Here is a 25,148-nt window from a genome sequence, read left to right on the forward strand (position 1 = left end):
GGGGATGAAGCCGAGGACACCCACCAGCAGGAAGACCACGCCCACCAGCAGCGCGGCCTGCTGCACAGGGGTCCGGGCGGTCGGCGCCGTGCGGTACTGAGCAGTCATGAGCGCTCCCTTTCCTTCTCACAGGGACGGCCTCGTGGGCCGCCCGATCGGGCCCCCATCGCACCGGTTACCCCGCATTCGCGGCATTAGGCCGACCACCCCGGATCACCTGACCGCTGACCGCCGACCCACCGCGCCCTCGCAGGAGTGCTCTGTCGCCGCCGCTGGGCCTTGCTCCTCCCGGCTGGGGGGCAAGGCCCAGCGGCCCGGTGGATCAGGCCGCGGACGGCAGCTCCTGCCGTACGGTGATCGCGTTGAGGCGGATCGTGTACCGCGCGGTGTCCCCGACGGTCAGGGACCGGGCCCGCTCCGGGCCCAGCGCGACCGTCACATTGACGCAGAAGGCGATGGTGTGGAGCGCGTCCCCCGTCTCCTCGTCCTGGAGGGCGAACAGCAGGTTGTAGTAGTAGCTCGTACGGTCCGCCTCCTCCCGGTGGAAGGAGAGGTGCGTGCCCTCCTGCCGGCCCAGGTCCACGAAGGCTCCGGTGAGGGCCCGCTCGGCCTTGTCCCAGAACGCGGAGTTGGCGGACGGGAACGGAAGGGCCTGGCGTACGGCCTCCTTGAGGGAGAGGACCATGACGCTGACGGGAGCGGTCTCCTGCAGGCCCCAGCCGCGGATGATCTTCACGGTCGAGCAGTCGGGGATGCCGCTCGCCGCCCGGCTGATCTCACCGAAGTCGAAGTCGACGGTCGCCGGGGCGATCGCGTGCTGGAACCCGGCCTCGACGCTCCGTGCCCGGCCCATGAAAGACGGACCCACCTCGAAGACCGTCTTGAAGGTCGTCTTCTCGGTGGCGATCCGGTCGGCCATTGCTGCTCCTAGCATGTCGGAAGTGATCGCGCCCGGTCGGCAAGTATGCCGTCCGCCCTTCCGCCTCCCGCACGGGGCACGGTCCGCCCCGGCGTCCGTCACAACGGTTCGTCGGGCAGCCAGGACAGATCGTCCAGATCCGGCTCCGGTGCGGACTGCCGGCCGTCGGTCAGAGGCTGCTCGGTCCACATGACCTTGCCGGTCGGCGTGTATCTCGTTCCCCACCGGCCCGCGAACTGGGAGACGAGGAACAGACCGCGCCCGCCCTCGTCCGTCGTGGCCGCACGCCGCAGGTGCGGGGCGGTGCTGCTGCCGTCGGACACTTCGCAGATCAGACCGCGCTCGTACATCAGGCGTACGTGGATCGGCGCGGAGCCGTAACGGATCGCGTTGGTGATCAGCTCGCTCAGCATGAGCTCGGTCGTGAAACCGATCTCCCCGAGCCCCCACGTCTCCAGCTGGCGGCCGCACGCGGCGCGGACGGGGGCGACGGCCGCGGGGTCGGGAGGGACGTCCCAGTCCGCGACCCGCGCCGGGTCCAGCAGACGGGTACGGGCCACCAGCAGCGCGATGTCGTCCCGGCGGTGCGGGGGCAGCATCGCGCTGAACACGGCCTGGCAGGTCTCCTCCGGCGTCGCGTCCGCGTGGTCGGCCAGGGTCTGGCGCAGGAGGCGCAGGCCGGTGTCGATGTCGCGGTCGCGGTGTTCGATGAGGCCGTCGGTGTAGAGGACGAGCCGGCTGCCCTCGGGCAGCCGCACTTCGGCGGTCTCGAAGGGCAGGCCGTGGAGGCCCAGGGGCGGAAAGACCGGCACGTCGAGAAAGTCCACCGTGCCGTCGGGACGGACCAGCCCGGGGGCGAAATGCCCCGCCGTGGCCATGGTGCACAGGCCGGAGACCGCATCGTAGATGGCGTACAGACAGGTGGCTCCCGTGATGCTGTCGCCTTCGCCGTCCCCCTCTTCCTCGTCGATGCGGGAGACCAGCTCGTCCAGGTGGCCCAGCAGTTCGTCCGGCGACAGGTCGAGTGCGGAGAAGTTGTGGACCGCGGTGCGCAGCCGGCCCATGGTGGCGGCGGCGTGCAGGCCGTGGCCGACGACGTCGCCGACGACCAGGGCGACCCGCGCCCCCGGCAGCGGGATGGCGTCGAACCAGTCGCCGCCCACCCCGGCCTGCGCGGGCAGGTAGCGGTACGCGACATCCAGGGCGTCCTGCTCGGGCAGGACGCGGGGCAGCAGGCTGCGCTGGAGGGTTACGGCCATGGCGTGTTCGCGGGTGAAGCGGCGGGCGTTGTCGATGGCGACCGCGGCGCGGGCGGCGAGTTCCTCCGCGAACGCCAGATCCTCCTCCTCGAAACACCCGGTGGACTGCGAGCGCCAGAAATTGACCATGCCCAGGACGACACCGCGTGCCCGCAACGGCACCGAGACCAGAGAGTGGATGCCGTAGGCGAGGGCGTTGCCGGCCCCCACGGGGTCCTGGGCCCGCCAGCCGTGGGCAACCCTCAGATCGGCTTCGAGCACCGCATGGCCGCTCGCCAGAGCCGCCGCCATCGGCGTGGCGGGGACGACGAACCTGACCAGGTCGCCCACCGGCTGGAAGGGGCGGTCCTCGCCGACACCGCTCACGGCCGCGCGGCGCATTTCGGTGTGTGCACCGGTGGGCTCCTCGCCGCGCAGTACGGGATCCAGCAGCTCCACCGTGACGAAGTCCGCGAACCGGGGAACCGCCACCTCCGAGAGCTCCTCGGCGGTACGCACCACGTCCAGCGTGGTCCCGATCCGCACTCCGGCCTCGTACAGCAGCTTCAGGCGCTCCCGGGCGACCTCGGCCGCACCGGACAGCGCCCGCAGCTCGGTGGTGTCCCGGAGCGTCGCGGCAGTGCCGGGGGGACCGCCGTACGGGGCGGTGGGCCGTGTGTTGAAGGCCAGCAGCCGGTCACCGGCCAGGTGGATCTCGTCGGTCACCGTGCGGCCCGAGACCAGCAGCCCGGCGATGGGGGCATCGAGGCCCAGGTCGGTGACGTGCCGCCCCTCCGCGCCGGCGGGCAGCTCCAGGAGCCTGCGCGCCTCGTCGTTCACCAGCGTCAGCCGGCCGTCGTCCCCGATGATGAGCACGCCCTCCCGGACGGCGTGCAGAACCGCGTCGTGGTGCTCGTACATCCGGGTCATCTCGGCGGGGCCGAGGCCGTGCGTCTGCCGTCGCAGCCTCCTGCTCACGAGTACGGCGCTGCCTGTGGCCAGGGCGAGCACCCCGACGGCGGAGGCGAGGAGCGCCGGCAGGTGACGGTTCACCGCGTCCCCGACGTTCTCGACCGTGACGCCCGCGGTGACCAGGCCGACGACGGAGCCGTCGGCGTCGGTGACGGGGACGACGGCCCGGGCCGCGTCGTTCGGGGCGCCCTTGAAGACCTCCGTGAAGGCCGTTCCGGCAGCGGCGCGTTCCACGCCCTCGGTGCGTTCGCCGACCAGCGCCGGATCGGTGTCGGTGTACCGGGTGCCGTCCGGCGCCATCACCGACATGAAGTCCACGCCCGATCCCCGCTGGGCCGCGTCCGTGTGGGTCCGCAGCGCGGCGGCCGGATCACGGGACCGCAACGCCTCTACGGTGCCCGGGGCCTCCGCGAAGGACTCCGCGGCGGCGAGGGACCGGTTCCGGGCGTCCCGCTCGCTGTCCTGGCGCGTCTGGAACGCGAGTGCGATCACCGCGGCCGCGATCAGCAGTACGGCGACCAGGATCTGGAGGAGGAGCACCTGACCCGCGGCGCTGCGCACCTCCAGCAGGGAACGCACACCTCGCCGCGACGCGCCTCCGAGACGTCCAGTCATGCACCATTTTTAGCATTAAGTTACCTTTCGGGCGCAGGCCCCGCAGCTCGCAGCCGGGGCGGAAGCGGCGGAGCGGCCCTCGACGCGGCCCCCGGCCACCGGCCCGTTCGCGAGCCCCTCCGGAACGGCGCCGTCGCCGGCCGTTCCGTGTACGGGCGGCCTGCGGGGCCGGGGCCCCGTTCCGCCCGGCCGGAGGATCCCCGCCGCCGGAGGATCCGCGCTGTCGCCGCGCTGCGGCGCGAAAGCCGTCCCTTCGCGCCGCACGCGGCCGGGATCACTTCGTGGCGCCCTGCGCGAAGCCGTTGTAGATCCAGCGCTGGAGGCAGAGGAAGACGACCAGGGTGGGGACGATCACGAGGATGGCGCCTGCCGAGATGTTCTCCCAGTGCGCTCCGAAAGGCCCCTTGAAGCGGAACAGGGCGGTGGAGATGGTGCCGAGCTCCTCGGACGGCATGTAGAGGAAGGGAATGTAGAAGTCGTTGTAGACGGTGATTCCCTTGATGATCACGACCGTCGCCACAGCCGGCTTCAGGAGCGGGAAAATGATCTTCCGGTAGATGGTGAAGGCGTTCGCCCCGTCCAGGCGCGCGGCTTCGTCCAGGGACGTCGGGATGGACCGGATGAACTGCAGGAAGATGTAGATCGAGACGATGTCCGTGCCCATGTACAGCAGGATCGGGGCCCAGCGGGTGTCGAACAGGCCGAAGCCGTTGACGACCTGGAAGGTCGCGACCTGCGTGGTGACACCCGGTACGAGCGTGGCGACGAGGAACAGCGCCATGACGAGTTTCTTGGCGCGGAAGTCGAACCGGTCGATCGCGTAGGCGGTCATCGAGCCGATGACGACGGTCCCGCCGATGGAGAAGAACAGGATGAAGGCCGTGTTGCCGAAGGCCGTGAGCATCTTGCCGTCGGTGAACGCGGTGGCGTAGTTGCTGAAGTTGAGCCAGTTGCCCGGCAGGGAGAGCGCGCCCCCGTCGGTGGCTTCCTCCGACGTCTTGAGCGACGTCAGGAAGACGACGGCGAGCGGCAGGAGAACCGCCAGGCTCGCGACGATCAGTGACAGGTAGGTCAGGGCCGGTCCGAGCCGGCGGCGTCCGCTGCGTCGGGCGGGCAGGGCCGTGGTCATACGAGGTCCACCTTCTCATCGGGCACGAGACGGCGCTGGATCCAGGTGATCAGGAGAATGATCAGGAGCAGCACGACCGCGGCCGCCGAGGCCAGGCCGGTCTTGTTGAACTGGAAGGCGAGCTTGACCGTCTGGATGACGAAGGTCGAGGTACCGGTCGCGCCGCCCGTCATGATGTACGGGATCTCGAACACGGCGAGGGAGCCGGAGATCGCCAGGATGACACTGAGGCTGAGCACGGGCTTGATGCTCGGGGCGATGATGTACCGGAACTGCTGCCACTTGCCTGCGCCGTCCAGTTCTGCGGCTTCGTACAGCTCTCCGGGGATGGACTGGATCGCGCCCAGGAACAGCACGAAGTTCAGCCCGGTGTACCGCCAGACGGAGACTCCGGCCAGCGACGTGTTCGCGGAGGTGGGGTCGCCGAGCCAGGCGTGGTCGCTGTCCGCGCCGAACCAGGACAGCACGGAGTCGAGCGTGCCGCCGTCCTGGAAGAAGTAGAGGAAGACGAAGCCGATGGCGACGCCGTTGACGAGGTAGGGGAAGAAGAGGATCCCCTTGAAGAAGTTGCGGAACCTGAGGTCGAAGCTCAGTACGGCCGCGAAGTACAGCGCGACGGCGATCTGGACGGCGGACGCGGCGAGGTAGTAGCCGCTCACGAAGAAGACCCGGAAGAGTTCCGGCCGGGTGAAGATCTGGGTGTAGTTGTCGACGCCCGTGAAGTTGCGGTCCGGGCTGATGCCGTCCCAGTCGGTGAAGCTGTAGAAGACCATGTTCGCCACGGGGACGTAGGTGAACGTGATCAGCAGGGCCAGCGGGATCGCCAGGAACAGCCACGGCGTGATCTGCCGGAGAGGACTGCTTCGCCAGGAACGGCCCGGAGGATCGCCGGGCGCGCCCCGCCGCGCGGATCCGCGGCCCGTCCTGCGCGCCACGGGAGCCGCTCCTGCGGGAGACTGCGCGGGCGCGGTGTCGGTTGTTTCGGTCATGTCGGCCTTTCTGTCCACTGGTGCCGTACGACAGGGGCCCCGGCCGGTGTCGTGCGGCCGGGGCCCGCCTCCGCCGTCCGTCAGGAGCCGGCGGTCTTCGCCGCCTCGTCCCACTTCTTGTCCAGGTCGGCGAAGAAGTCCTGGAGACTGCCCTTCTGGGCACCGCGCGCCGTGTCGATCAGCTTCTGGCGGTAGTCGGGCTTGGCCAGACCGATCTCGGCGGCGTTGTCGATCACGTTGACCTTCTCGGTCTCCGCCTCGGAACGCTCCACCAGCTTGACATCGTTGTCAACGTAGTCCTTGAGCGTGCTCGGCATGGGGGCCGACTTCACCGCGGGGACCGCGCCCTCCTTCTGCGAGTAACCGGACTTCTCGGTGAACCAGTCGATCCAGGCCCGGGCGGCCGCCTTGTTCTCGGAGTGGATGCTGACGGCCTGCTGGTAGTCGGAGACGACGGTGGCGCAGAACGCGCCGTCCTTCTGTACGGGGAAGGGCATGAAGCCGATGTCGTCCGGATCGGTGCCCGCCTTCTTCGCGGCGTCCCGCATCTGCGTGATCGCCCAGGAACCGAGCTGCATGGTCGCGATCTCGCCCTTGGCGATCAGGGTCTTGGAGCTCTCCCAGTTCGTGGTGGTGGGGTCCTTCTCCGCCAGCCCGTCGTGGACGATGTCGTACAGGAGCGAGTCGATGACGTTCAGCTCGCTGCCCTGCTTCCACGGGGAGACGGGGCCGGCGAGCCGGTCACTGGCCTTCGCGTCACAGGTGACCGAGCCGACGTTGTTGCTCCAGGCGGTGAGCGGCCAGCCGTCCTTGAAGTTGGTGTAGTAGGGGACCGCGCCGGTCTTGTCCTCGACCGCCTTCAGGGCGGCCGTGAACTGCTCGGGGGTGGTCGGCCACCGCGTGACGCCGGCCTTCTTCCAGACGGCCTTGTTGTAGACGAAGCCGTTGGCCGTGCCGAACTGGGCGATGCCGTAGACCTTGCCCCCGACATCCGTCTTGTCGCTGAAGCGGTACTTGTCCGCGAGTTCGGAGGTGGCACCCAGAGGGGCGAAGAACTTCGGGTAGTCACCCTTGGCGACCGCGCCGGGGATCATCAGCACGTCACCGTACGCCTTGGTGTTCATCCGGATCCTGACCTCCCCCTCGTAGTCGGTGAGAGGCTCGAACTTGACCTTCACCTTGGGGTAGATCTTGCCGAACTCGGCGGCGTAGGCCTTCATCGCCCCGTTCTGGACGAGGTCCGTACGCGGCGTCAGGACCTTGATCTCGCCCGAGACATCACTCGGGTCCGCGGGGGCGGCCGCCGTCTCGCCGGAGGCGGCACCTCCCCCACCGCACCCGGTCACGGTCAGCATCGCGACGGTCAGTAGCGCGCCCGTGAGCGTCTTCGTCTTCCCCATGTGCCAGCTCCTTCAGGGTTGCGGCTCGGGTCCGCTGTGGGATGTCGGCACTATGTCAGTCGGATGTGAACCGGTAAAGCTCTGATTTCCGGCACGATGCCCAATCGTTACCGGAGACGGTTGATTCATCGACCAGAGCAGTCGGATGGCCACACTGTGTTACATCAGTGTGGCTGAACTGAGCTTTACCGGTTTATGGACAGAGGGTCGGAGCCGGGTTAGGTTGTGCGGCGTCGTACATCCACCTGGCCTGAGTCAGGCGATTGGAGCCGCACCATGAAGGACGTCACCCAGCTGACCGAGGGCTGGAGCCTGCGCCACGAGGAGGCACTGCTCCCGGCGCGGGTTCCCGGCTGCGTCCACACCGATCTGCTGGCCGCCCAGCTCATCCCCGACCCGTTCATCGGCCGCAACGAGACCGAGATCGCCTGGGTCGGCAGACGGGCGTGGTCCTACGTCACGGACCTGTCGCACGACAGCGCCCACGAGCGTACCGACCTGGTTTTCGACGGGCTGGACACCGCCGCGGAGATCACCCTCGCCGGCGAGGTCCTCGGTACGACGCGCAACATGCACCGCGGTTACCGGTTCGACGTCACCGGACGCACCGGAGCGCTGGAGGTCGGCTTCGCCTCCGCCTACGACGAGGCGGCGGCGGTCCGGAGCGTGACCGGGGAGCGGCCCAACGTCTACCCCGAGCCCTTCCAGTACATCCGCAAGATGGCCTCCAGCTTCGGCTGGGACTGGGGCCCCACCGTGGTGACCGCGGGCATGTGGCGCCCCGTGCGGCTGGAGCACTGGTCGACCGCCAGGATCGCGCAGGTGCGCCCCCTCGTCACGGTCGGGGAGGACGGCACGGGCCGCGTGGAGCTGCACCTGCGGGTGGAGCGTACGGAGCGGGGGGCCGGGCGCCGGCTCACCGCCCGCGTCCGCGTGGCGGGGGCGTGGGCCGAGGTCTCCTTCGACGGCGAGGAGACCGTGCTCGGCCTGGAGGTGCCCGAGCCCCGGCTCTGGTGGCCCCGCGGCTACGGCGAACAGCCCCTCTACGACCTCGACCTGACCCTGCTCGACGAGGCCGGCGACCTCGACACCTGGCACCGCCGGGTCGGTTTCCGCACGGTCGAGCTGGACCGCTCCGCCGACGAGCACGGGACCGGCTGCACGTTCGTCGTCAACGGCGTACGGATCTTCGCCCGCGGGGTCAACTGGATCCCGGACGACGTCCTGCCGAGCCGCGTCACCCCCGAGCGCTACCGGACCCGCCTGACGCAGGCCGCCGAGGCCAACGTCGACCTCGTCCGGATCTGGGGCGGCGGCATCTACGAGGACGACGCCTTCTACGACGTCTGCGACGAGCTGGGCCTGATGGTCTGGCAGGACTTCCTCTTCGCCTGCGCCGCCTACCCCGAGGAGCAGCCGCTGCGCGGAGAGGTCGAGGCCGAGGCTCGTGACAACGTTGTCCGTCTGATGCCGCACCCGAGCCTGGTCCTCTGGAACGGCAACAACGAGAACCTCTGGGGCTTCAGGGACTGGGAGTGGGAGCCGGAGCTGGCGGGCGACTCGTGGGGAGAGGGGTACTACCTCGGCCTGCTGCCGCGGGTCGTCGCCGAACTCGACCCCACCCGCCCCTACACGGCGGGGAGCCCGTGGTCCGGCTCCTGGGACCACCACCCCAACGACACGCGCCACGGCACCCACCACTCCTGGGAGGTGTGGAACCGGCAGGACTACGCGGAGTACCGGGCGAGCGTGCCCCGGTTCGTCGCCGAGTTCGGCTGGCAGGCCCCTCCGGCGATGGCGACCCTGCGCAGGGCCCTGCCCGGTGAGGACCTCGCCCCCGACTCCCCCGGCATGCTGCACCACCAGAAGGCCGAGGACGGCAACGGCAAACTCGACCGGGGCGTGGCACGTCACTTCACCCTGCCCGAGAACGACTTCGACCGGTGGCACTACCTCACCCAGGTCGTCCAGGCGCGCGCCGTCGCGGCCGGCATCGAGCACTGGCGGGCGAACTGGCCGGTCTGCGCCGGCACGGTGGTCTGGCAGCTGAACGACTGCTGGCCGGTCAGTTCCTGGGCCGCGATCGACGGCGACGGCCGGCTGAAGCCGCTGTACCACGAGCTGCGCCGGGTGTACGCGGACCGGCTGCTGACCCTTCAGCCGGACACCGGAGGACTCGTGCTCGCCGTCGTCAACCAGTCGGCCGACCGGTGGCGGACGGCTGTCGCGCTCCGGCGCCTGGATGCGGACGGTGCCGTGGCGGGCGAGGCCGTCCTCGACGTCGTGGCCGAGCCCCGGTCGGTGGTGCGTCTGGCGGTCCCGGCGGGCCTGGTGCCGGCGGAGCGGTCGCCCAAGGAGTTCCTGGTCGCCGACGCGGACGGGCTGCGTACGGTCCATTTCCCCGTGCCGGACAAGGAGTTCGCGTATCCGGAGCCGCGTTTCGACGTCCGGCTGGAGCCCGTGCCCGGACAGAGCGATAGAGTCGACGTCGTGGTGACGGCACAGACCCTGGTGAGGGACCTCCTCCTGCAGGCCGACCGTCTCGGCCCCGAGGCGAGTGCGGACTGCGGCCTGCGGACGCTGCTGCCCGGCGAAGAGACCCGTATCCGGGTCAGCGGCTGCGGCGGCGTGGACGTCGATGCCGTCCGGGCCGCCCTGTTCAGTGTGGATGTGGTGTGAAACCGTCTTCCGGACGCGTCACGATCAACGACGTCGCAGCTCGGGCAGGAGTGTCCAAGGGCGCGGTTTCCATGGCCTTCAACAACAGGCCGGGAGTCTCACCGACCACCCGGGAGCGCATTTTCGAGGCCGCCCGCGACCTCGGCTGGGCTCCCCACCAGACCGCTCGCAGCCTCTCCAGCCAGCGCATCGACATCGTCGGTCTGGCGATCTGCCGGCCGGCCCGGCTGCTCGGCCTCGAGCCCTTCTACATGGAGTTCATCTCCGGCATCGAAAGCGTCCTGGCGCAGCGGTCGTGCTCGCTCCTGCTGCGCCTGGTGCGTGACCTCGACGAGGAAATCGCCCTGTACGAGAGCTGGTGGCGCAGCAAGATGATCGGCGGTGCCATCCTCGTGGACTTCCACCAGGACGATCCGCGGGTTCCGGCGCTGCAGGCCGTCGGGCTTCGGGCGGTGGCCGTCGGGCACCCGTCCCTGACGGGATCGTTCCCGTCGGTCTGGACCGACGACGCCACGGCCGCGGCCGAGGCCGTCCGTTACCTGGCCGCCCTGGGCCACCGGCGCATCGCGCGCGTCGGCGGCCCGGCGGGGCTCGGGCACAGCGGCATCCGGGCCGCCGCGTTCGAGTCCACGGCGCGTGAACTCGGCCTGGAGGGGCACCGTCAGGTGTCCACCGGATTCGCCGGCGAGGAGGGCGCCCGGGCGACCCGCAGTCTGCTGCTGTCGCCCGACCGGCCGACGGCGATCGTGTACGACAACGACATCATGGCCGTCGCGGGCGCCGCGGTGGCGGCCGAGATGGGGCTCGCCGTACCGGACGACCTGTCCCTGCTCGCGTGGGACGACTCGCAGTTGTGCCGTCTGACGCACCCGACGCTGTCGGCCATGAGCCACGACGTGCACCACTTCGGCGAGGAGGTCGCCCGTACCCTGTTCGGTGTGATCACCGGTTCCCAGGGGGGTTCGCTCCAGGTGCCGACGCCTTCGCTCACCCCGCGGGGCTCCACCGGGCCGCCGCCGCGCGGATAACCGGAACGGCTCGGGGCCGTGCCTCCTTCACCGGGGCGCGGCCCCGAGCCGTTTCTCCGCCGGACCGCTACCGGGCCGCCGGCGCCAGGCCGCGCTCGCGCAGCCAGCGCAGGTGTTCCACAGCGGTGTCTCCCCGGCCTCCGGCGTGGTCGGCGAAGGGCCAGACCTTGATGGCCTTGGCGGCCGCGTAGGCGTGGTACGCCGCGTACACGGTGGACGGCGGGCAGACCGGGTCCATCAGCCCCACGCTGAAGAGCGCCGGGGCCAGGGCCCGTCGTGCGAAGTGGACGCCGTCGAAGTGGCCGAGGGTCTCGAAGGCCCGCTCGGGGTCGTCCCTGGTGTGGTGGCGCAGGTAGTCGACGAGTTCGGTGTACGGCCCTTCGGCGGCGGTCTCGGCCCCGCGCCTGAAGTGGCAGAGGAACGGCACGTCGGGCAGGGCCGCCGCGATGTCCCGGCCGGCCAGGCCGGCGACCGCGAGTGCGAGACCGCCGCCCTGGCTGGCTCCCTGGACGACGATCCGGTCCGTGTCGACGTGCGGGAGGCAGCGCGCCGCGTCCACGGCGCGGACGCAGTCGGTGATGAGGCGGCGGTAGTAGTGGTCGCGCGGGTCGTGGATGCCGCGGGTCATGAAGCCGTGGACCCACTGGGGGCCGTCGCTCTCGTCGTGGTCCGGTGTGTCGTGGCCCTGGCCCCGGCTGTCGACGACGAGGTGGGCGTAACCGGCCGACGCGTAGAGGAGGTGGTCGGTCGGCAGGCCCCGTCCGCCGCTGTAGCCGATGTAGGTGATCACGGTGGGCAGGGGGCCGTCGGCTTCGGACGGGAGGATGAACCAGGCGGCGACGGGCTGACCGCGCCAGCCGGAGAACCGCAGGTCGTAGACGTCGACGGTGGACAGCAGTGTGTCCTTGACGGGCGTGAGGCGTGGCTCGTCTCCGGCCTCGCGGGACAGCCGCAGGCTCTCGTCCCAGAAGGCGTCGAAGCCCTTGGGCTCCGGTATCTGCTCGCGGAGGGCGTCCAGTTGGTCGGGGGGAAGGTCGGTGAACGGCATGGAGCCGACTCCTCAAGGGTTCTCCGGCCGGTACGGTTCGCGCAGTCCTGCCGTGCCGGGTGGGTTCTGACATGGCGCGACGGCCTTCCACCGGCCGGGACAGCGCCGGTGGAAGACCGCCCCACACCCCGTGGCGGGGTGCGGCTGTGGTCAACTCTTCGCGCAGGTTACGCCGTTGAGGGTGAAATCGGCAGGGATGCCGTTCGCGCCGGTGGAGGAGCCGTTCAGGCCGAAACTCACCGAGCCGCCGGCCGGAATGGTCTCGGTCCACGACTCGTTCGTCGCGCGCAGCCGTGTCCCCTGCTGGACCACCTTCGCGTTCCACGAGGAGTTGAGGGTCTGGCTGCCGGGGAAGGCGAAGTCGAGCTGCCAGCCCTTGATCTCCTGGGTGCCGGTGTTGCGGACGGTGACGTCGGCGTTGAACGCGCTCCCCCAGTCGCTGAGGTGGTAGGTGACCGCGCACTTCCCGGCGGACGGGCCGCTCGCGGTGGTGACGTTCACCGTGGCGGAGCGCGGCGAGCGGTTGCCGGCCGCGTCGCGGGCGTAGACGGCGAAGGTGTAGGCGGTGGAGGCCGTCAGGCCGCTGACGGTGGCGCTGTTGGTGGCCGTGGTGGTGACCTGCGTTTCCTGGGTGCCGTTGACCCGGACGACGTCGTAGGCGGTGACCGCGGTGTTGTCCGTGGCCGCCGCCCAGGACAGGCGGACGCCGCTGGAGGTCACCGCGGACGCGGCCGGGGCGCCGGGCGCGGTGGGCGCCTGGGTGTCGCCGCCGCCGGTGCCGAAGACGCTCGCCTCACGGGCGGTCCGCTTGATGCCGTCGGGGCCGTCGAAGAGGCGCTTCCCCCAGGCGGTCAGCCGGCTCGCGTCGAAGCCGGTGGCCATGTCGAGGTACTCGACACCGCCCCCGTTGCCGCTCCAGGACCACCCCAGGTAGCCGAGGCCGAACTCCTCGGCGGTGGCCATGATGGCGTCCTCGTCCGGGTTGCCGTCCGAATGCGCGTCACCGAACTCGCCGACGACGAGGGGCAGTCCGCGGGACACGAACCGGTTCAGGTAGTCCCGCACCTCGGCCGCGGTGTCATAGACGCCGTACATGTGAATCGAGAAGACGGTGTTCTTCCGCGGGTCCGCGGCGAAGACACCGGGGGCGTTGTCACGCATGGTGAACGACCAGTCCTGGCCCCAGTTCGGCGCGTCCACCATGAGTGTGTGCTCGAATCCGGCGGTACGCATGCGGCTGATCGCGTTCGACGTGTCGGCCGTCCAGGCGGTGTATCCGGAGTTGCCGTGCGGCTCGTTCCCGAGGTTCAGGATGACGTACTTCTCCTGCCCTTTCACCGCTTCCCGGACCTCGATCCAGTAATCGACCGCGCGGGAGAGCGGGACGGCGCCGCCCTGCTCTCCGTAGCCGGTGGTGTCATGGGCTTCGAGAACGCAGACCAGCCGGTTCGCCCTGCACTGCTCGACGACGGCCGCGACGTCCGCCGTGCCGTTCTTCGTCCAGCGGTCGCCGGTGCTGAGCACGATGCGCACGGAGTTGGCCCCCAGCGCCTTGATGTCGGCCAGTGCCCGCCCGGTTCTGTCCGGGTACCAGGCGTGTGCGTGGTTGACGCCTCTGAGGACGAAGTCGTTGCCGTTCGCGTCCAGCAGCCGGCCGTCCTCGACATGGAACCCGGGCGCCGGATCCGCCGCCTGCGCGGCGGCCGGAGCGGCGAACATCGAGGCGGCCATGGCCAGCAGCGCTCCCGCCGCGGTGGCCAGTTTCCTTCTCATCCCTTGCTCCCAACTCGGTGCGCGCACGCGGCCGGACAGGGCGTCACAGGCGTGCGGCATTTCCGTTTCATGGCGGATGTGGTGACCCCGGATCCACGGGACTTCATTCTCGAAGCGACGTGAAAGCCGGACCGGCTGCCCCTGCCCGATCGCGGAATGCGGCTCACGTCGGACGGGTGGAAATCACTCTCACCGAAACTTCAATCGCGCGGATCTCCACTCAACGGAGAAGAACGTCAAGCCAGTTGGCTCATCCGTCCGGCGACCGAGAGAGAGATTATGGGCTCTCCCTTCCTCACACAATGCTCCGGACCGAACCGGTTAAGTTCAGTCGCGGTTTTGTTCGACGGAGGGACCGGCAGGTCCCGCGAGGGCGTCCGCGCCCGCCGCCACGGTGGCGCGGAAGACCGCGCCGTCGCCGGCCACGGTGACGCGCTCCCGTGCGGGGACGTAGACAGCGCGGCCCGGTCGCAGGACCAATGCCCCGCCCTCTCCCCCGATACGGGCTTCGCCCCGGGTGCACAGGAGGATCTGCGGGGCGCCGCCACCCAGCGTCCGCGCCTCGTCCCGCGCGTGCAGGAGCAGCCGGGAGAGACGGAAGTCGTCGACCGGCGCGGGATAGACGTGTTCACCGCCCCGGTCGTCGGCCGTGGGGCGCAGCACGCGCGTCGGCGGCGCCGCGAAGCGGACGACCTTCAGCAGCTCGGTGGAGTCGATGTGTTTGGGCGTCAGCCCGCAGCGCAGCACGTTGTCGGAGCTCGCCATGATCTCCACGCCCAGGCCGGAGAGGTAGGCGTGCGGGATCCCCGCGCCGAGGAACAGCGCCTCACCGGGCACGAGCCGGACGTACGCGAGCATCAGGGCCGGCAGCAGGCCCTGGTCGCCGGGGTGGGAGCGGGCGATCGCGGCGTAGGCCTCGAAGTCGTCACGGTACGGGCCGTCGCGGTCCGCCTCCCGTACGAGCGCGTCGGTGACGGCGCCGAGAAGGTGCGGGCCGGGGGCGAGGAAGGCGGTGAACACCTCGCGCAGCGCCGCTTCCTCCGGACGGGTCCGCAGCGTCCGGACGAAGGGGGCGAGGGCGTCCACGCGCAGAGCGTCCAGGAGCTCCGCGCACCGGCCCGGCGGCCGAAAACCGCAGAGGCCGTCGAACGGGGTGAGCGCGACGATCATCTCGGGCTTGTGGTGGCTGTCCCGGTAGTTGCGGTGCGGAGAGTCCAGCGGGATCCCGAGGGCGTTCTCGGCTTCGTATCCGGCCGCCGCCTGGGCCAGGTCGGGATGCACCTGGATGGAGAGAGGAGCGTCGGCCGCGAGCAGCTTGAGCAGGAACGGCAGCCGGGGCCCGAAGCGGCGCAGTACGGAGTGGCCCAGTTCGTTCACCGGGTCGGCGGCGACGGCGCGGTCCAGCGGGACGGGGCCGCTGCCGCGGTCCACACGCGACGGAGCCGCGGGGTGGGCGCCCATCCACAGCTCCGCCTGCGGCGTGCCGGTGGGGCGGGCCCCCATGAGCTGCGGCAGGGCGGTGACGGAGCCCCACGCATAGGGCTGGATCGTGTTGGTCAGAAGGTCCACGACAGGTGATTTCCAGGTGACGTCGAAGCGGCTGGGACGGGCCTACGGGCGGGACACGGGAACACGGGCGCGGCCGGCCCGGGAGAGTCCCGCTTCCGCGGCCCCCGCGGCGGCCGCGCCGATCAGTCCGGCGTCCAGGGCGAGACCCGCCGGAACGATCGGCACGTTCCGGGTGAAATCGAGCACCGCGTACTCCTCCATACGGCGGCGCAGCGGCCCGAAGAGCGTCTCTCCGGCCTGGGCCACGCCTCCGCCGATCACCACCACGTCGAGTTCCACGAGCGCGATGGTCGCGGCGATGCCGGCGGCGAGGGCCTGCCCGGCCCGGTCGTAGGCCGCCAGGGCGCGCTCGTCTCCACCGCGCGCCGCCACCTCGACCGCCGCCGCGGTCGGCGCCTCCCCCGGAGGGGGCGTCCAGCCCGAGGCCAGTGCGTGGGCGGCGATCGCGGTGCCGCTGGCGAACCCTTCCACACAGCCTCGCGCACCGCACGGACAGAGCGGACCGTTCATGTCCACGGAGATGTGCCCGATGTGGCCTGCGTTCCCGGAGATGCCCGCGTGCAGGCTGCCGTTGAGGATCAGCCCGCCGCCCACACCGGTGGAGACCACCATGCAGAGCGCGTTGTCGACGCCCCTGGCGGCGCCCGTCCAGTGCTCGGCGGCGGTCATCGCCACCGCGTCCCCGACCAGCACCGGTCTCACGCCGACGGGCATGCGGGGATGGGAGCGCACCTTCTCCACCAGCGGATAGCCGCGCCAGCCGGGGATGTTGACGGGGCTCACCGTCCCGGCGACGGTGTCGACCGGGCCCGCGCTCCCGATCCCCATACAGGAGAGGTCCGGCCACTGCGCGTGCCGCGACAGGTCGTCAAGCACCGCGCTGACGGCTCCCATCAGCGCGTTCGCCGACTCGCGGGCCGGGGTGGCTCGCTGCGCCCGGGCCACGAGCCGGCCGTCCGCGTCCACGAGCGCCCCGGCGATTTTCGTCCCGCCGATGTCGAGTGCTCCGTACACCATCGTGTTCAGCCCTTCCGTCAGCGCAGGGATATGCGTTTCGCGGACACTCTGCACCTCTTTGACAACGTTGTCTAGTAAACGAGTTTAGTTTAGACAAAGGTTTAGTCATGTTGCTTTTCGAGGGGCGCGTCGGCAAGCGAAGGTAGTGGAATATTAAACTTCCTGGGTTGGTTGAGGCTGCCGCACGGCCCCGCTCCGGAGGCCGGACGCCGAGCAGGAGGGTCCCGATGACCGGGCAGACAAATCTGAACGACGCCTACTACAGCCGCGGTACTGCCGCCGACCGCTGGGCGCGTGCGCAGCTCTTCTTCGAAGCCAAGGAGTACGACAAGGCCGCCCGCGTCCTCACCGGCCTGGTCGACGAAGTCCCCGAGCAGCTCGCTCCGCGCCTGCTGCTCGCCCGCTCGTACTACCACTCCGCCCAGCTGGGCAAAGCAGAGACCGAGCTGCGCTCCGTACTGGAGCGCAGCCCGGTCGAGCACTACGCGCAGCTGATGCTCGGCCGCACGCTGGAGCGCCAGGGCCGGAGCGGCGAGGCGGCGCCGCATCTGCGGATGGCCGCCGCACTGTCCGGGGACTTCCCCGGCTAGGCGGGCACGGGAACGGACGCCTCGACCGGCTCCCGGGCGGGGGCCGGCGCGGGGGCAGGGGCGGGGGCGGGCGCGGAGGCCGGGAACTCCTTCGCGTCGCCCACGCCCGGAAGCGGCGTGCGCGGCATCAGCGGGCTGTTGCGCGCGTCCTCCACGCGCCGCGTGAACCACACGACCTTGCCGTCTGCGGTACCGCAGGTGCCCCAGCTGTCGCACAGGGCCGCGACAATGGACAGACCGCCTCCACCGGCGGACACCAGGCGCGGCATCGGGGGGCCGTTGTCGGCCACCGAAGCCGTCAGGTGCCTGCCGGTCCAGCGCAGTTCGACCACGCACCGGCTGTCGTCGCCGACATGCCGATGGACGTTGGCCAGAAGTTCCTCGACACCCCTGCACACGGGCTGGACGTGCAGCTCGAGATTCCAGTACCGCAGGTGTGCGGCAACGATGCGCCGGATCTGCGAGACGCGCTCCGCCGATACGTGCAGTTCGACCGCGTAATACCGGTCGGTGGAAAGTGTCATGGCCGTGGCTCCTTACCGCGAGGCTCACATGCTTCACCTCGTTGCAGCAACGACCCCCGAACACGAAGAGTGAGCGATAGTCACCTTTGGGTCAGGGCCATCCTGACCCCCGGAAGGGGGGACCGCAACCGGGGCGGCCCGGCCCCGCCGACTTGCGAAACAGTCGCAAGTGGGGTTGTTTCGAAGGAAATGGACGTGGTTTCCGTCTCCCCTGGTTTGGGGGTGAACCACCGTGCTGTTCACCGACCGCGTCGACGCGGGACGGCGTCTCGCCCTGGCCCTGCGGCATCTGAAGGCGGAAGGACCCGTCGTACTGGGCCTGCCCCGGGGCGGAGTTCCGGTGGCCTTCGAAGTGGCGCGGGCGCTCGACGCCCCCCTCGATGTGGTCGTCGTACGCAAACTCGGAGTCCCGTACCACCGGGAGCTGGGTTTCGGCGCCATCGGTGAGGGCGGGGCCCGGGTCATCAGCGACGACATCGTCCGCCGCAGCGGCCTCCGGGAGGAGGCCCTCGTGGCGGTCGAACGCGCCGAGGAGGCGGAACTCGAACGGCGGGCCCGGCGGTTCCGCGGCGACCGGCCGCGGCTGGCGCTCGACGGGCGGACGGCCGTCGTGGTGGACGACGGGATCGCGACCGGTGCCACGGCGGCGGCCGCCTGCGAGGTCGTACGGGCCCAGGGCGCGGCCCGCGTGGTACTGGCCGCGCCGGTGGCGGCGCCCGACGCGGTCGCCCGGCTGAGCACCGAGGCGGACGACGTCGTGTGCCTGTCCGTGCCGCAGATGTTCCGCGCTGTCGGGGAGTGGTACGAGAACTTCACCCAGACCTCCGACGAAGAGGTCGTCGCACTGCTGGCGCAGGCGGCGCAGGCCGGGGGAAGGGCCGCGGGGGAGGCCGAGGAGGTCGAGGTGGACGCCGGCGGGGTCCGGCTGGCCGGGGACCTCACCCTGCCGGAGGGTGCCGGGGCAGCCGTGATGTTCGCCCACGGCTCCGGCAGCAGCCGCCACAGCCCGCGCAACCGGTCAGTGGCGGCGGCCTTGAACCGGGCGGGCCTGGGCACCCTGCTGTTCGACCTGCTCACGCCCGCGGAGGAAGCCGACCGGGCGAACGTCTTCGACATCGAAACCCTGGCCGGCAGGCTCGGGGACGCCACCCGCTGGCTGCACCGCCGCGTGTCCGTCCCGATCGGTTACTTCGGGGCGAGCACCGGGGCCGCGGCAGCGCTGCGGGCCGCTGCGTCCGCCGGCGCGGACGCCGGCACGGAGGTCGGCGCCGTGGTCTCACGCGGCGGCCGGCCCGACCTCGCGGGGCCACGACTGGGAGACGTACGGGCGCCCACACTGCTCATCGTGGGCAGCCGGGACACTCTGGTACTCGATCTCAACCAGCGGGCCCAGGCGGAGCTGCGCTGCGAGAACCGCCTGGAGATCGTCCCGGGCGCCACGCATCTCTTCGAGGAACCGGGGGCGCTGGACAAGGTCGCCGGTCTGGCCCGGGACTGGTTCACCCGGCACCTGGGGCCGTCGGCACGCGCCGAATAGCCGGAGGCGACCGGGCCGGCACGGCGGCTCCGCCGGGCGGCGCCGCGCATCGGTCCGCCTTGCGCCGGGGCGGCCGCCGTCATGAACGGCGGCTCCCGTCCGGGCGGGTACGGCGGCTCTCGTCCGGGCGAGCACAGTCGGCCGGTGTGGTGGTCCCCTCCGCCGCGGCAGCCGCGTGGCAGGCGCCCCGGCCGTCGGCACGCGCCACGATCCGGCCCCCTGCGACACGGACGGCGGCCTCGGTGCCGTCGCTGACGGCCGGTACCCCGGCCGCCTCGGCGAGGGCGCCCGACACGTCGTGCACCACCTGGAGCCCCGGCCACGCCGACAGCGGGAACGCCTGACGCAGGCAGCCGCACAGCCCGGCGACGGCCAGCCGTGCCAGTGGTGCCAGCTCGGCCGGTTCGCCGGTGACCAGGACGGCGGTGACCGTGGCCCCGGGTGGTGCGGCCCGTACCGCCTCCTCGGCGGCTTCGAGCCGGTGCAGCCCGAGAATCGCCACCACGCCGTCGTCCGCCAGCCGCGCCGGCCCGCCGCGTACGGCGTCCGTCGCGGGCGGCGGGGACCACGGCTCGTCGGCCGGGCGTGCCTGCGGGATGTAGGGGAGGTGCGGCGGGGGCCACGTGTCGTCGAGAGCCAGGTCCGCCAACCGCTCGCAGGCGCTGACGATGTTGAAGGGCTCGATGAAACCGGGGGCCGCGTCGGCCATCTGACTCGCGCCGTGCAGCGTCGTGAGGACGGCCTCCGCGACGCGCACCAGACGGCCGGGCGGTGCGTCGGGCCGCCGCAGTCCCTCCAGAGCCAGCCCGAGCAGGACCGCGTCCAGCTTCATCAGCTGGGCGAACGGCCGCCGGATCCGCTCCTCGGAAAGGATCTCGGACATCAGGTGCCTGCCCAGCCGGGGCGATCCGTGCCGGTCGCCGGTGCTGGTGCCGGTGCCGGCGAGCGGCAGTCCGGCGACCCAGGCGCGGGCGAGTGCGCCAAGCGCCTCGGGGCGGGTGCGGCCCGGCGCGGGGTGCGGGGGCTCGGGTACGTGTTCGGCGAGGCCGGCCAGGACCGCGAAGTACAGCGCCCGCTTGCCGGGGAAGTTGGAGTACACCGCGCCGCGGGTCAGCCCGGCGCGCTCGGCGATGGCGTCCACTTTGGCCCCCGGGAAGCCCCGTTCGGCGAACTCGTCCCTGGCTGCTTCGAGCACCCTGGCGCGGTTGTGCTCCTGCAGCTCCGCCCTGCTGAGCCGGCCCATGGTCCTCACTTGCCTGCGCGTTGCCGTCCGTGTCGGTTCAAGATACCGTCACCATCCAGATGGTGACGTCATATGGTTTCAGCATTCGACGAGAGCGAGGGATGTTTCCGAGTGGCACGCATCGGTGACAGCGGCGACCTGCTGAAATGCACGTTCTGCGGGAAGAGTCAGAAGCAGGTCGAGAAGCTCATCGCGGGCCCCGGCGGGATCTGCATCTGCGACGAATGCGTCGGTCTCTGCAACGAACTCATCGCGGAGGACCTGGACGGGGCGGCCGGAGACGGTGGGCCAGAAGAGCTGCCGACGCCCCGGGAGATCCACGCCTTCCTCGACCAGTACGTCGTCGGGCAGAACGACGCCAAGAAGGCGCTCGCGGTGGCGGTCCACAACCACTACAAGCGCATCGGCGCGGCGGCCGGCGGACCGGAGGAGACCGAACTCGGCAAGTCCAACATCCTGCTGATCGGCCCGACCGGATGCGGCAAGACGTACCTCGTCCAGACCCTCGCCCGGATGCTCGACGTCCCGTTCGCGATCGCCGACGCGACGGCCCTGACGGAGGCCGGGTACGTCGGTGAGGACGTCGAGAACATCCTGCTGAAGCTGATCCGGGCCGCCGACTTCGACGTCAGGAAGGCCGAGACCGGGATCATCTACATCGACGAGATCGACAAGATCGCCCGGAAGAGCGAGAACCCGTCGATCACGCGCGACGTGAGCGGTGAGGGCGTACAGCAGGCGCTCCTGAAGATCCTGGAGGGCACGGTCGCGAGCGTGCCGCCGCAGGGCGGCCGCAAACATCCGCAGCAGGAGTTCATCCCCTTCGACACGAGCAACGTGCTGTTCATCGTCGGCGGCGCGTTCGCCGGTCTGGAGCGGATCATCGAGCAGCGGGCCGGCCACCGGGGCATCGGGTTCGGCGCCCCGGTCCGTACCACCGGGAAGGACCGGGAGGGAAAGGATCCCTTCGCCGGCGTCATGCCCCAGGACCTGCTGGAGTTCGGACTGATCCCGGAGATCGTCGGCCGGCTCCCGATGGTGTCGGTCGTGCAGCCGCTGGACCGGGCGGCGTTGGTACGGATCCTCACCGAGCCGCGCCACGCGCTGATCCAGCAGTACCGGCGGCTGTTCGAAATCGACGGCGTGGAGCTGGAGTTCACCGAGGACGCTCTCGGCGCGATCGCCGACCAGGCGCTGCTGCGCCGTACCGGCGCCCGGGCGGCGCGCACCATCCTCGAGGAGGTCCTGCTCAACGTGATGTACGAGGTGCCGAGCCGGGACGACGTGGCCCGTGTCGTGGTGGACCGCGACACCGTACTCGGCCGTGTCGCCCCGGTGCTGGTGCCTCGCGCGCGGCCCGGCCATGAGCCGGGCCGGGAACCGGACCGCCGCGACCGGACCGCCTGACCGCCTGCTTGCCGGCCCGCTGCCCGCTGCCCGCTGCCCATCGGCCTGTCGGTCGGCTGGTCCATGCGGATGAAACCGGATCCCTGCGCATGCGATGGCTGAAGCCCCGTGGAGGCGATCGGCAAGGGTGGCAGATGCTCCGTCGACACCCCGCGGCAAACCTCCAGAGAGGCAGGGCGCCCCACCATGCTCAGCACCGACTTCGCCACCGGATCCCCCAACTGGCTCGACCTCGGCAGCCCCGACACCTCGGCAGCCGCCACGTTCTACGGCCAGGTCTTCGGGTGGGACTTCCGGTCGGCCGGCCCCGACGCCGGTGGGTACGGCTTCTTCCAGCAGGACGGCAGGACGGTGGCCGCCCTCGGGCCGCTGACGGAGGAGGGGGCGGGTTCCGCCTGGACGGTGTACTTCCGGACGCCCGACGCCGCTGCCACGGTCCGGGCGGCCGAACAGGGCGGCGGGACCGTCCGTGTGGAGCCCTTCGACGTCATGGACGCCGGACGGATGGCCTGTCTGACCGACCCGGGCGGCGCGGAGTTCGCCGTATGGCAGTCGGCCGCCGTCAAGGGGCTGGAGAAGGTCTCCGACGACAACAGCCTGTGCTGGGCCGAGCTGCACATCGGTGATCCGGCGGCCGCTCTCGGCTTCTATGGCTCGCTGTTCGGCTGGCGGTCGCAGGAGTTGGAGGCGCCGGGCATGACGTACACCGTGCTCTCCACCGCCGAAGGCGACCAGCAGGAAACCTCGTTCGGCGGCGTCGCCCCGCTCCAGAGCGAGTCCGGGGAGGCGCGCTGGATTCCGTACTTCGCCGTGGAGGACGTGGACGAGACCGTCACCAGGTGCCGGGCGAGTGGCGGATCGGTCGTCATGCCCGCCGCGGACGTCCCGGACGTGGGCAGGATCGCCTGGCTCGCCGACCCCTTCGGCGCGACCTTCGCCGTCCTCAAGCCCGCGCCCCCGGCCTGACGCCCCGGTCCTGCCCCGGGGACCTCACGACCGGCTACCGGGCCCGCCGGTAGCTGCTGCCGTCCCTGGGGCGGTCCAGCAGGCCCGCCACGACCAGGTGGCGCCGCAGCGCCGAACAGTCTTCGTGCACCGTGAGCAGCGCCTCGTTGACCTCGCGCTCGCTGTACGCCCGGTCCCGCTCGAACAGCGTCTGCGCCAGGTGTACGAGCAACTGCTCGCGGCGGGCCGCCTTCCGCGGGATCGCCGTCAGCCGCCCCCGGGAGAAAAGGGCGGCCACCCCGGCAGCTCCGGTCACCTCAGTCGCCCCGGTCACCGCCTGCGAACCGCTGGTTCTGTTGTCGGACATGACCGGCAGCCTCCCAGCCGGCCGATCACCGGGCAACCCGTTTTCACGACGGGTGCCCGGTCCCGGCGGCCGGCCGGCGGGACTGCGGCGTCGAAGGCCGGCACGTCGTCGTGGCCCGGGCTGCGTGGAGGAGCGGGCCGGGACCCGCGGCCCGCCCGCTCGTACCGGGAGCCGCGTACTCAGCCCCGGTACGTCTCCAGAAGCCGCAGCCACACCTCGCTGATCGTCGGATACGCCGGGACCGCGTGCCACAGGCGGGCGATCGGGACCTCCCCCGCCACCGCCACCGTGGCCGAGTGCAGCAGCTCGGCCACCCCCGGGCCCACGAAGGTGGCGCCGAGTACGGTCTCGCGGTCCAGGTCGACGACCATGCGGGCGCGGCCCCGGTAGCCGTCGGCGTACAGGCCGGCGCCCGACACCGACGCCATGTCGTAGTCGACGGCCCGCACCCGGTGCCCCGCCGCCTCGGCCTGGGCGAGCGTGAGGCCGACCGCCGCCGCCTCGGGGTCGGTGAAGACGACCTGGGGTACGGCGGCGTGGTCGGCGGTGGCGGAGTGGGCGCCCCAGCGTGCGGTGTCCAGGGGCTTGCCGTGGGCCCTGGCGGCGATGGCGCCGCCCGCGACGCGTGCCTGGTACTTGCCCTCGTGGGTCATCAGCGCCCGGTGGTTGACGTCCCCCACGGCGTACAGCCAGTCACTGCCCTCCACCCGGCAGCTGTCGTCGACCGTCAGCCAGGAGCCGGGCTTCAGCCCGACCGTGTCCAGGCCGATGTCGTCGGTGCGCGGGGCGCGGCCGGTGGCGAAGAGGATCTCGTCGGCCTCGATCCGTTCGCCGTCGTCGAGTACGGCGGTGACCGGGCCGTCGCCGCCGTCGCGCTCGACGGAGGCGACGGAGGTCCCGGTCCGTACGGTCGCGCCCGCTTTTGTCAGCGCCTCGGCGACCAGCTCGCCCGCGAAGGGCTCCATGTTCGCCAGCAGGCCCTTTCCGCGTACGAGCACGGTGACCCGGGAGCCGAGCGCCTGCCAGACCGTGGCCATCTCCACGGCGACCACTCCCCCGCCGACGATCACGAGCCGGCCGGGCACCTTGCCGGCGCTGGTCGCCTCGCGGCTGGTCCAGGGGTTCGCGCCGGCCAGTCCCGGCAGGTCGGGGACGAGGGCCCGGCTTCCGGTGCACACCGCCACCGCGTGCCGCGCCGTGAGGGTGTACCGCTCGCCCGAGGGTGCCTCGACGCTCACCTGCCGGGGGCCCGCGAGCCGGCCCCTGCCGCGGTGGATGTCCGCTCCGACCGACTCCAGCCAGCCCACCTGGCCGTCGTCCTTCCAGTTCGACGCGTAGTAGTCGCGGTGGGCGAGTACCTCGGCGACGTCGAGGGGGCCCTGCACCGCCTGGCGCAGCCCCGGGACGCGGCGCGCGTCGGCGCGTGCGGTCACCGGGCGCAGCAGCGCCTTGCTGGGCATGCACGCCCAGTAGGAGCATTCGCCGCCGATCAGTTCGTTCTCCACCACCGCTGTGCTCAGCCCGGCCGCCCGGGCACGGTCCGCGACGTTCTCGCCCACGGGTCCGGCTCCGACCACCACGACGTCGTACTCCGCTGCATTCGTCATAGGCGCAGTCTGGTGCGAGGTGTGCGCCGTGGCCAGCCGGGCAGGCGGAATACGGCGAGCCCGCATGCCGTTGTGCGGGACGGCTTCGCCCGCTACGCCAGGAAGAGGAGCACACCATGTCCACCGTCGAGCTCACCAAGGAAAACTTCGACCAGGTCGTGAGCGAGAACGACTTCATCCTCATCGACTTCTGGGCTTCCTGGTGCGGTCCCTGCCGGCAGTTCGCGCCCGTCTTCGAGAGTGCGTCCGAGCGCCATGAGGACCTCGTCTTCGCCAAGGTCGACACGGAGGCCCAGCAGGAACTGGCCGCGGCCTTCGAGATCCGCTCGATCCCGACCCTGATGATCGTGCGCGAGAACGTGGCGGTGTTCGCCCAGCCCGGCGCGCTGCCCGAGGCGGCGCTGGAGGACGTGATCGGGCAGGCCCGCAAGCTCGACATGGACGAGGTCCGCAAGTCCGTCGAGGACGCGAAGCAGGCGCAGGGCGAGCAGGGCGCGCAGGAAGCGGGCTGAGGCGCGGCAGAGCGCGGGGGAAGGGCCCGGCCGCAATGTG

At 71.2% G+C, this 25,148-nt stretch carries 20 protein-coding genes; 7 read left to right on the forward strand and 13 right to left on the reverse strand.

What is annotated here, in order from left to right; genetic code table 11:
- Positions 1–322 precede the first annotated feature (322 nt).
- The 5 genes from ACWD0Y_RS26590 to ACWD0Y_RS26610 all read right to left on the reverse strand — a co-directional run bounded on the left by ACWD0Y_RS26590 (position 323) and on the right by ACWD0Y_RS26610 (position 7,262).
- Positions 323–919, reverse strand: coding sequence for a Type-2Aa cytolytic delta-endotoxin (locus ACWD0Y_RS26590; protein ID WP_450262854.1), 597 nt, complete (start codon positions 917–919; stop codon positions 323–325).
- Positions 920–1,017: 98 nt separating this feature from the next.
- A complete protein-coding gene (locus ACWD0Y_RS26595) occupies positions 1,018–3,744 on the reverse strand; it encodes a SpoIIE family protein phosphatase (RefSeq protein WP_450262855.1) in 2,727 nt (908 codons plus the stop codon).
- Positions 3,745–4,018: 274 nt separating this feature from the next.
- A complete protein-coding gene (locus tag ACWD0Y_RS26600; RefSeq protein ID WP_450262856.1) occupies positions 4,019–4,873 on the reverse strand; it encodes a carbohydrate ABC transporter permease in 855 nt (284 codons plus the stop codon).
- Positions 4,870–5,862 (reverse strand): carbohydrate ABC transporter permease, encoded by a 993-nt coding sequence (locus tag ACWD0Y_RS26605; protein WP_450262857.1) that lies wholly within the window; start codon positions 5,860–5,862, stop codon positions 4,870–4,872. The genes ACWD0Y_RS26600 and ACWD0Y_RS26605 overlap by 4 nt, the downstream gene beginning before the upstream one ends.
- A gap of 80 nt (positions 5,863–5,942) precedes the next feature.
- On the reverse strand, positions 5,943–7,262 hold the full coding sequence (locus tag ACWD0Y_RS26610) for an ABC transporter substrate-binding protein (protein WP_450262858.1): 1,320 nt from the start codon (positions 7,260–7,262) through the stop codon (positions 5,943–5,945).
- A 276-nt stretch (positions 7,263–7,538) separates the two neighbouring features.
- Here ACWD0Y_RS26610 and ACWD0Y_RS26615 point away from each other — a divergent pair, with 276 nt between their 5' ends.
- Positions 7,539–9,941: a glycoside hydrolase family 2 protein gene (locus ACWD0Y_RS26615; RefSeq protein ID WP_450262859.1), complete on the forward strand. Its 2,403-nt coding sequence runs from the start codon at positions 7,539–7,541 to the stop codon at positions 9,939–9,941.
- Positions 9,938–10,969 carry a LacI family DNA-binding transcriptional regulator gene (locus ACWD0Y_RS26620; RefSeq protein WP_450262860.1) on the forward strand — a complete coding sequence of 344 codons (1,032 nt, stop codon included), beginning with the start codon at positions 9,938–9,940 and terminating at the stop codon, positions 10,967–10,969. The genes ACWD0Y_RS26615 and ACWD0Y_RS26620 overlap by 4 nt, the downstream gene beginning before the upstream one ends.
- A gap of 67 nt (positions 10,970–11,036) precedes the next feature.
- Here ACWD0Y_RS26620 and ACWD0Y_RS26625 read toward each other — a convergent pair whose 3' ends face one another.
- The 4 genes from ACWD0Y_RS26625 to ACWD0Y_RS26640 all read right to left on the reverse strand — a co-directional run bounded on the left by ACWD0Y_RS26625 (position 11,037) and on the right by ACWD0Y_RS26640 (position 16,385).
- Positions 11,037–12,017, reverse strand: coding sequence for an acetylxylan esterase (locus ACWD0Y_RS26625; RefSeq protein ID WP_450262861.1), 981 nt, complete (start codon positions 12,015–12,017; stop codon positions 11,037–11,039).
- A 150-nt stretch (positions 12,018–12,167) separates the two neighbouring features.
- On the reverse strand, positions 12,168–13,790 hold the full coding sequence (locus ACWD0Y_RS26630) for a cellulase family glycosylhydrolase (RefSeq protein ID WP_450262862.1): 1,623 nt from the start codon (positions 13,788–13,790) through the stop codon (positions 12,168–12,170).
- A gap of 327 nt (positions 13,791–14,117) precedes the next feature.
- Positions 14,118–15,359: a mannose-6-phosphate isomerase, class I gene (gene manA / locus ACWD0Y_RS26635; RefSeq protein WP_450262863.1), complete on the reverse strand. Its 1,242-nt coding sequence runs from the start codon at positions 15,357–15,359 to the stop codon at positions 14,118–14,120.
- 42 nt (positions 15,360–15,401) lie between these two features.
- Positions 15,402–16,385: an ROK family protein gene (locus tag ACWD0Y_RS26640; protein ID WP_450262882.1), complete on the reverse strand. Its 984-nt coding sequence runs from the start codon at positions 16,383–16,385 to the stop codon at positions 15,402–15,404.
- Positions 16,386–16,603: 218 nt separating this feature from the next.
- On the opposite strand from ACWD0Y_RS26640, the gene ACWD0Y_RS26645 reads away from it, so the two are divergent.
- Complete coding sequence (locus tag ACWD0Y_RS26645; RefSeq protein WP_450262864.1) at positions 16,604–16,966, forward strand: tetratricopeptide repeat protein; 363 nt, start codon at positions 16,604–16,606, stop codon at positions 16,964–16,966.
- Here the strand turns inward: ACWD0Y_RS26645 and ACWD0Y_RS26650 are convergent.
- Positions 16,963–17,490 (reverse strand): ATP-binding protein, encoded by a 528-nt coding sequence (locus ACWD0Y_RS26650; RefSeq protein WP_450262865.1) that lies wholly within the window; start codon positions 17,488–17,490, stop codon positions 16,963–16,965. The two genes, ACWD0Y_RS26645 and ACWD0Y_RS26650, sit on opposite strands and share 4 nt — an antisense overlap.
- Positions 17,491–17,722: 232 nt before the next feature.
- Here ACWD0Y_RS26650 and ACWD0Y_RS26655 point away from each other — a divergent pair, with 232 nt between their 5' ends.
- On the forward strand, positions 17,723–19,027 hold the full coding sequence (locus tag ACWD0Y_RS26655) for an alpha/beta family hydrolase (protein WP_450262866.1): 1,305 nt from the start codon (positions 17,723–17,725) through the stop codon (positions 19,025–19,027).
- 79 nt (positions 19,028–19,106) lie between these two features.
- Here the strand turns inward: ACWD0Y_RS26655 and ACWD0Y_RS26660 are convergent, their stop codons facing one another.
- Positions 19,107–20,270, reverse strand: coding sequence for a TetR/AcrR family transcriptional regulator (locus ACWD0Y_RS26660; protein WP_450262867.1), 1,164 nt, complete (start codon positions 20,268–20,270; stop codon positions 19,107–19,109).
- Between the two features lie 111 nt (positions 20,271–20,381).
- On the opposite strand from ACWD0Y_RS26660, the gene clpX reads away from it, so the two are divergent.
- Both clpX and ACWD0Y_RS26670 read left to right on the forward strand, forming a co-directional pair.
- Positions 20,382–21,677: an ATP-dependent Clp protease ATP-binding subunit ClpX gene (clpX, locus tag ACWD0Y_RS26665; RefSeq protein WP_450262868.1), complete on the forward strand. Its 1,296-nt coding sequence runs from the start codon at positions 20,382–20,384 to the stop codon at positions 21,675–21,677.
- A gap of 186 nt (positions 21,678–21,863) precedes the next feature.
- A complete protein-coding gene (locus ACWD0Y_RS26670) occupies positions 21,864–22,643 on the forward strand; it encodes a VOC family protein (protein WP_450262869.1) in 780 nt (259 codons plus the stop codon).
- Between the two features lie 34 nt (positions 22,644–22,677).
- Here ACWD0Y_RS26670 and ACWD0Y_RS26675 read toward each other — a convergent pair whose 3' ends face one another.
- Entirely contained in the window at positions 22,678–22,989 is a 312-nt protein-coding gene (locus tag ACWD0Y_RS26675) for a DUF2087 domain-containing protein (RefSeq protein WP_450262870.1), read from the reverse strand.
- Between the two features lie 179 nt (positions 22,990–23,168).
- Positions 23,169–24,596, reverse strand: a complete 1,428-nt coding sequence (locus tag ACWD0Y_RS26680) for a dihydrolipoyl dehydrogenase family protein (protein WP_450262871.1) — start codon at positions 24,594–24,596, stop codon at positions 23,169–23,171.
- 116 nt (positions 24,597–24,712) lie between these two features.
- On the opposite strand from ACWD0Y_RS26680, the gene trxA reads away from it, so the two are divergent.
- Positions 24,713–25,108 (forward strand): thioredoxin, encoded by a 396-nt coding sequence (trxA, locus tag ACWD0Y_RS26685; RefSeq protein ID WP_450262872.1) that lies wholly within the window; start codon positions 24,713–24,715, stop codon positions 25,106–25,108.
- Positions 25,109–25,148: the final 40 nt, after the last annotated feature.

It is taken from the genome of Streptomyces altiplanensis, from assembly GCF_053591575.1.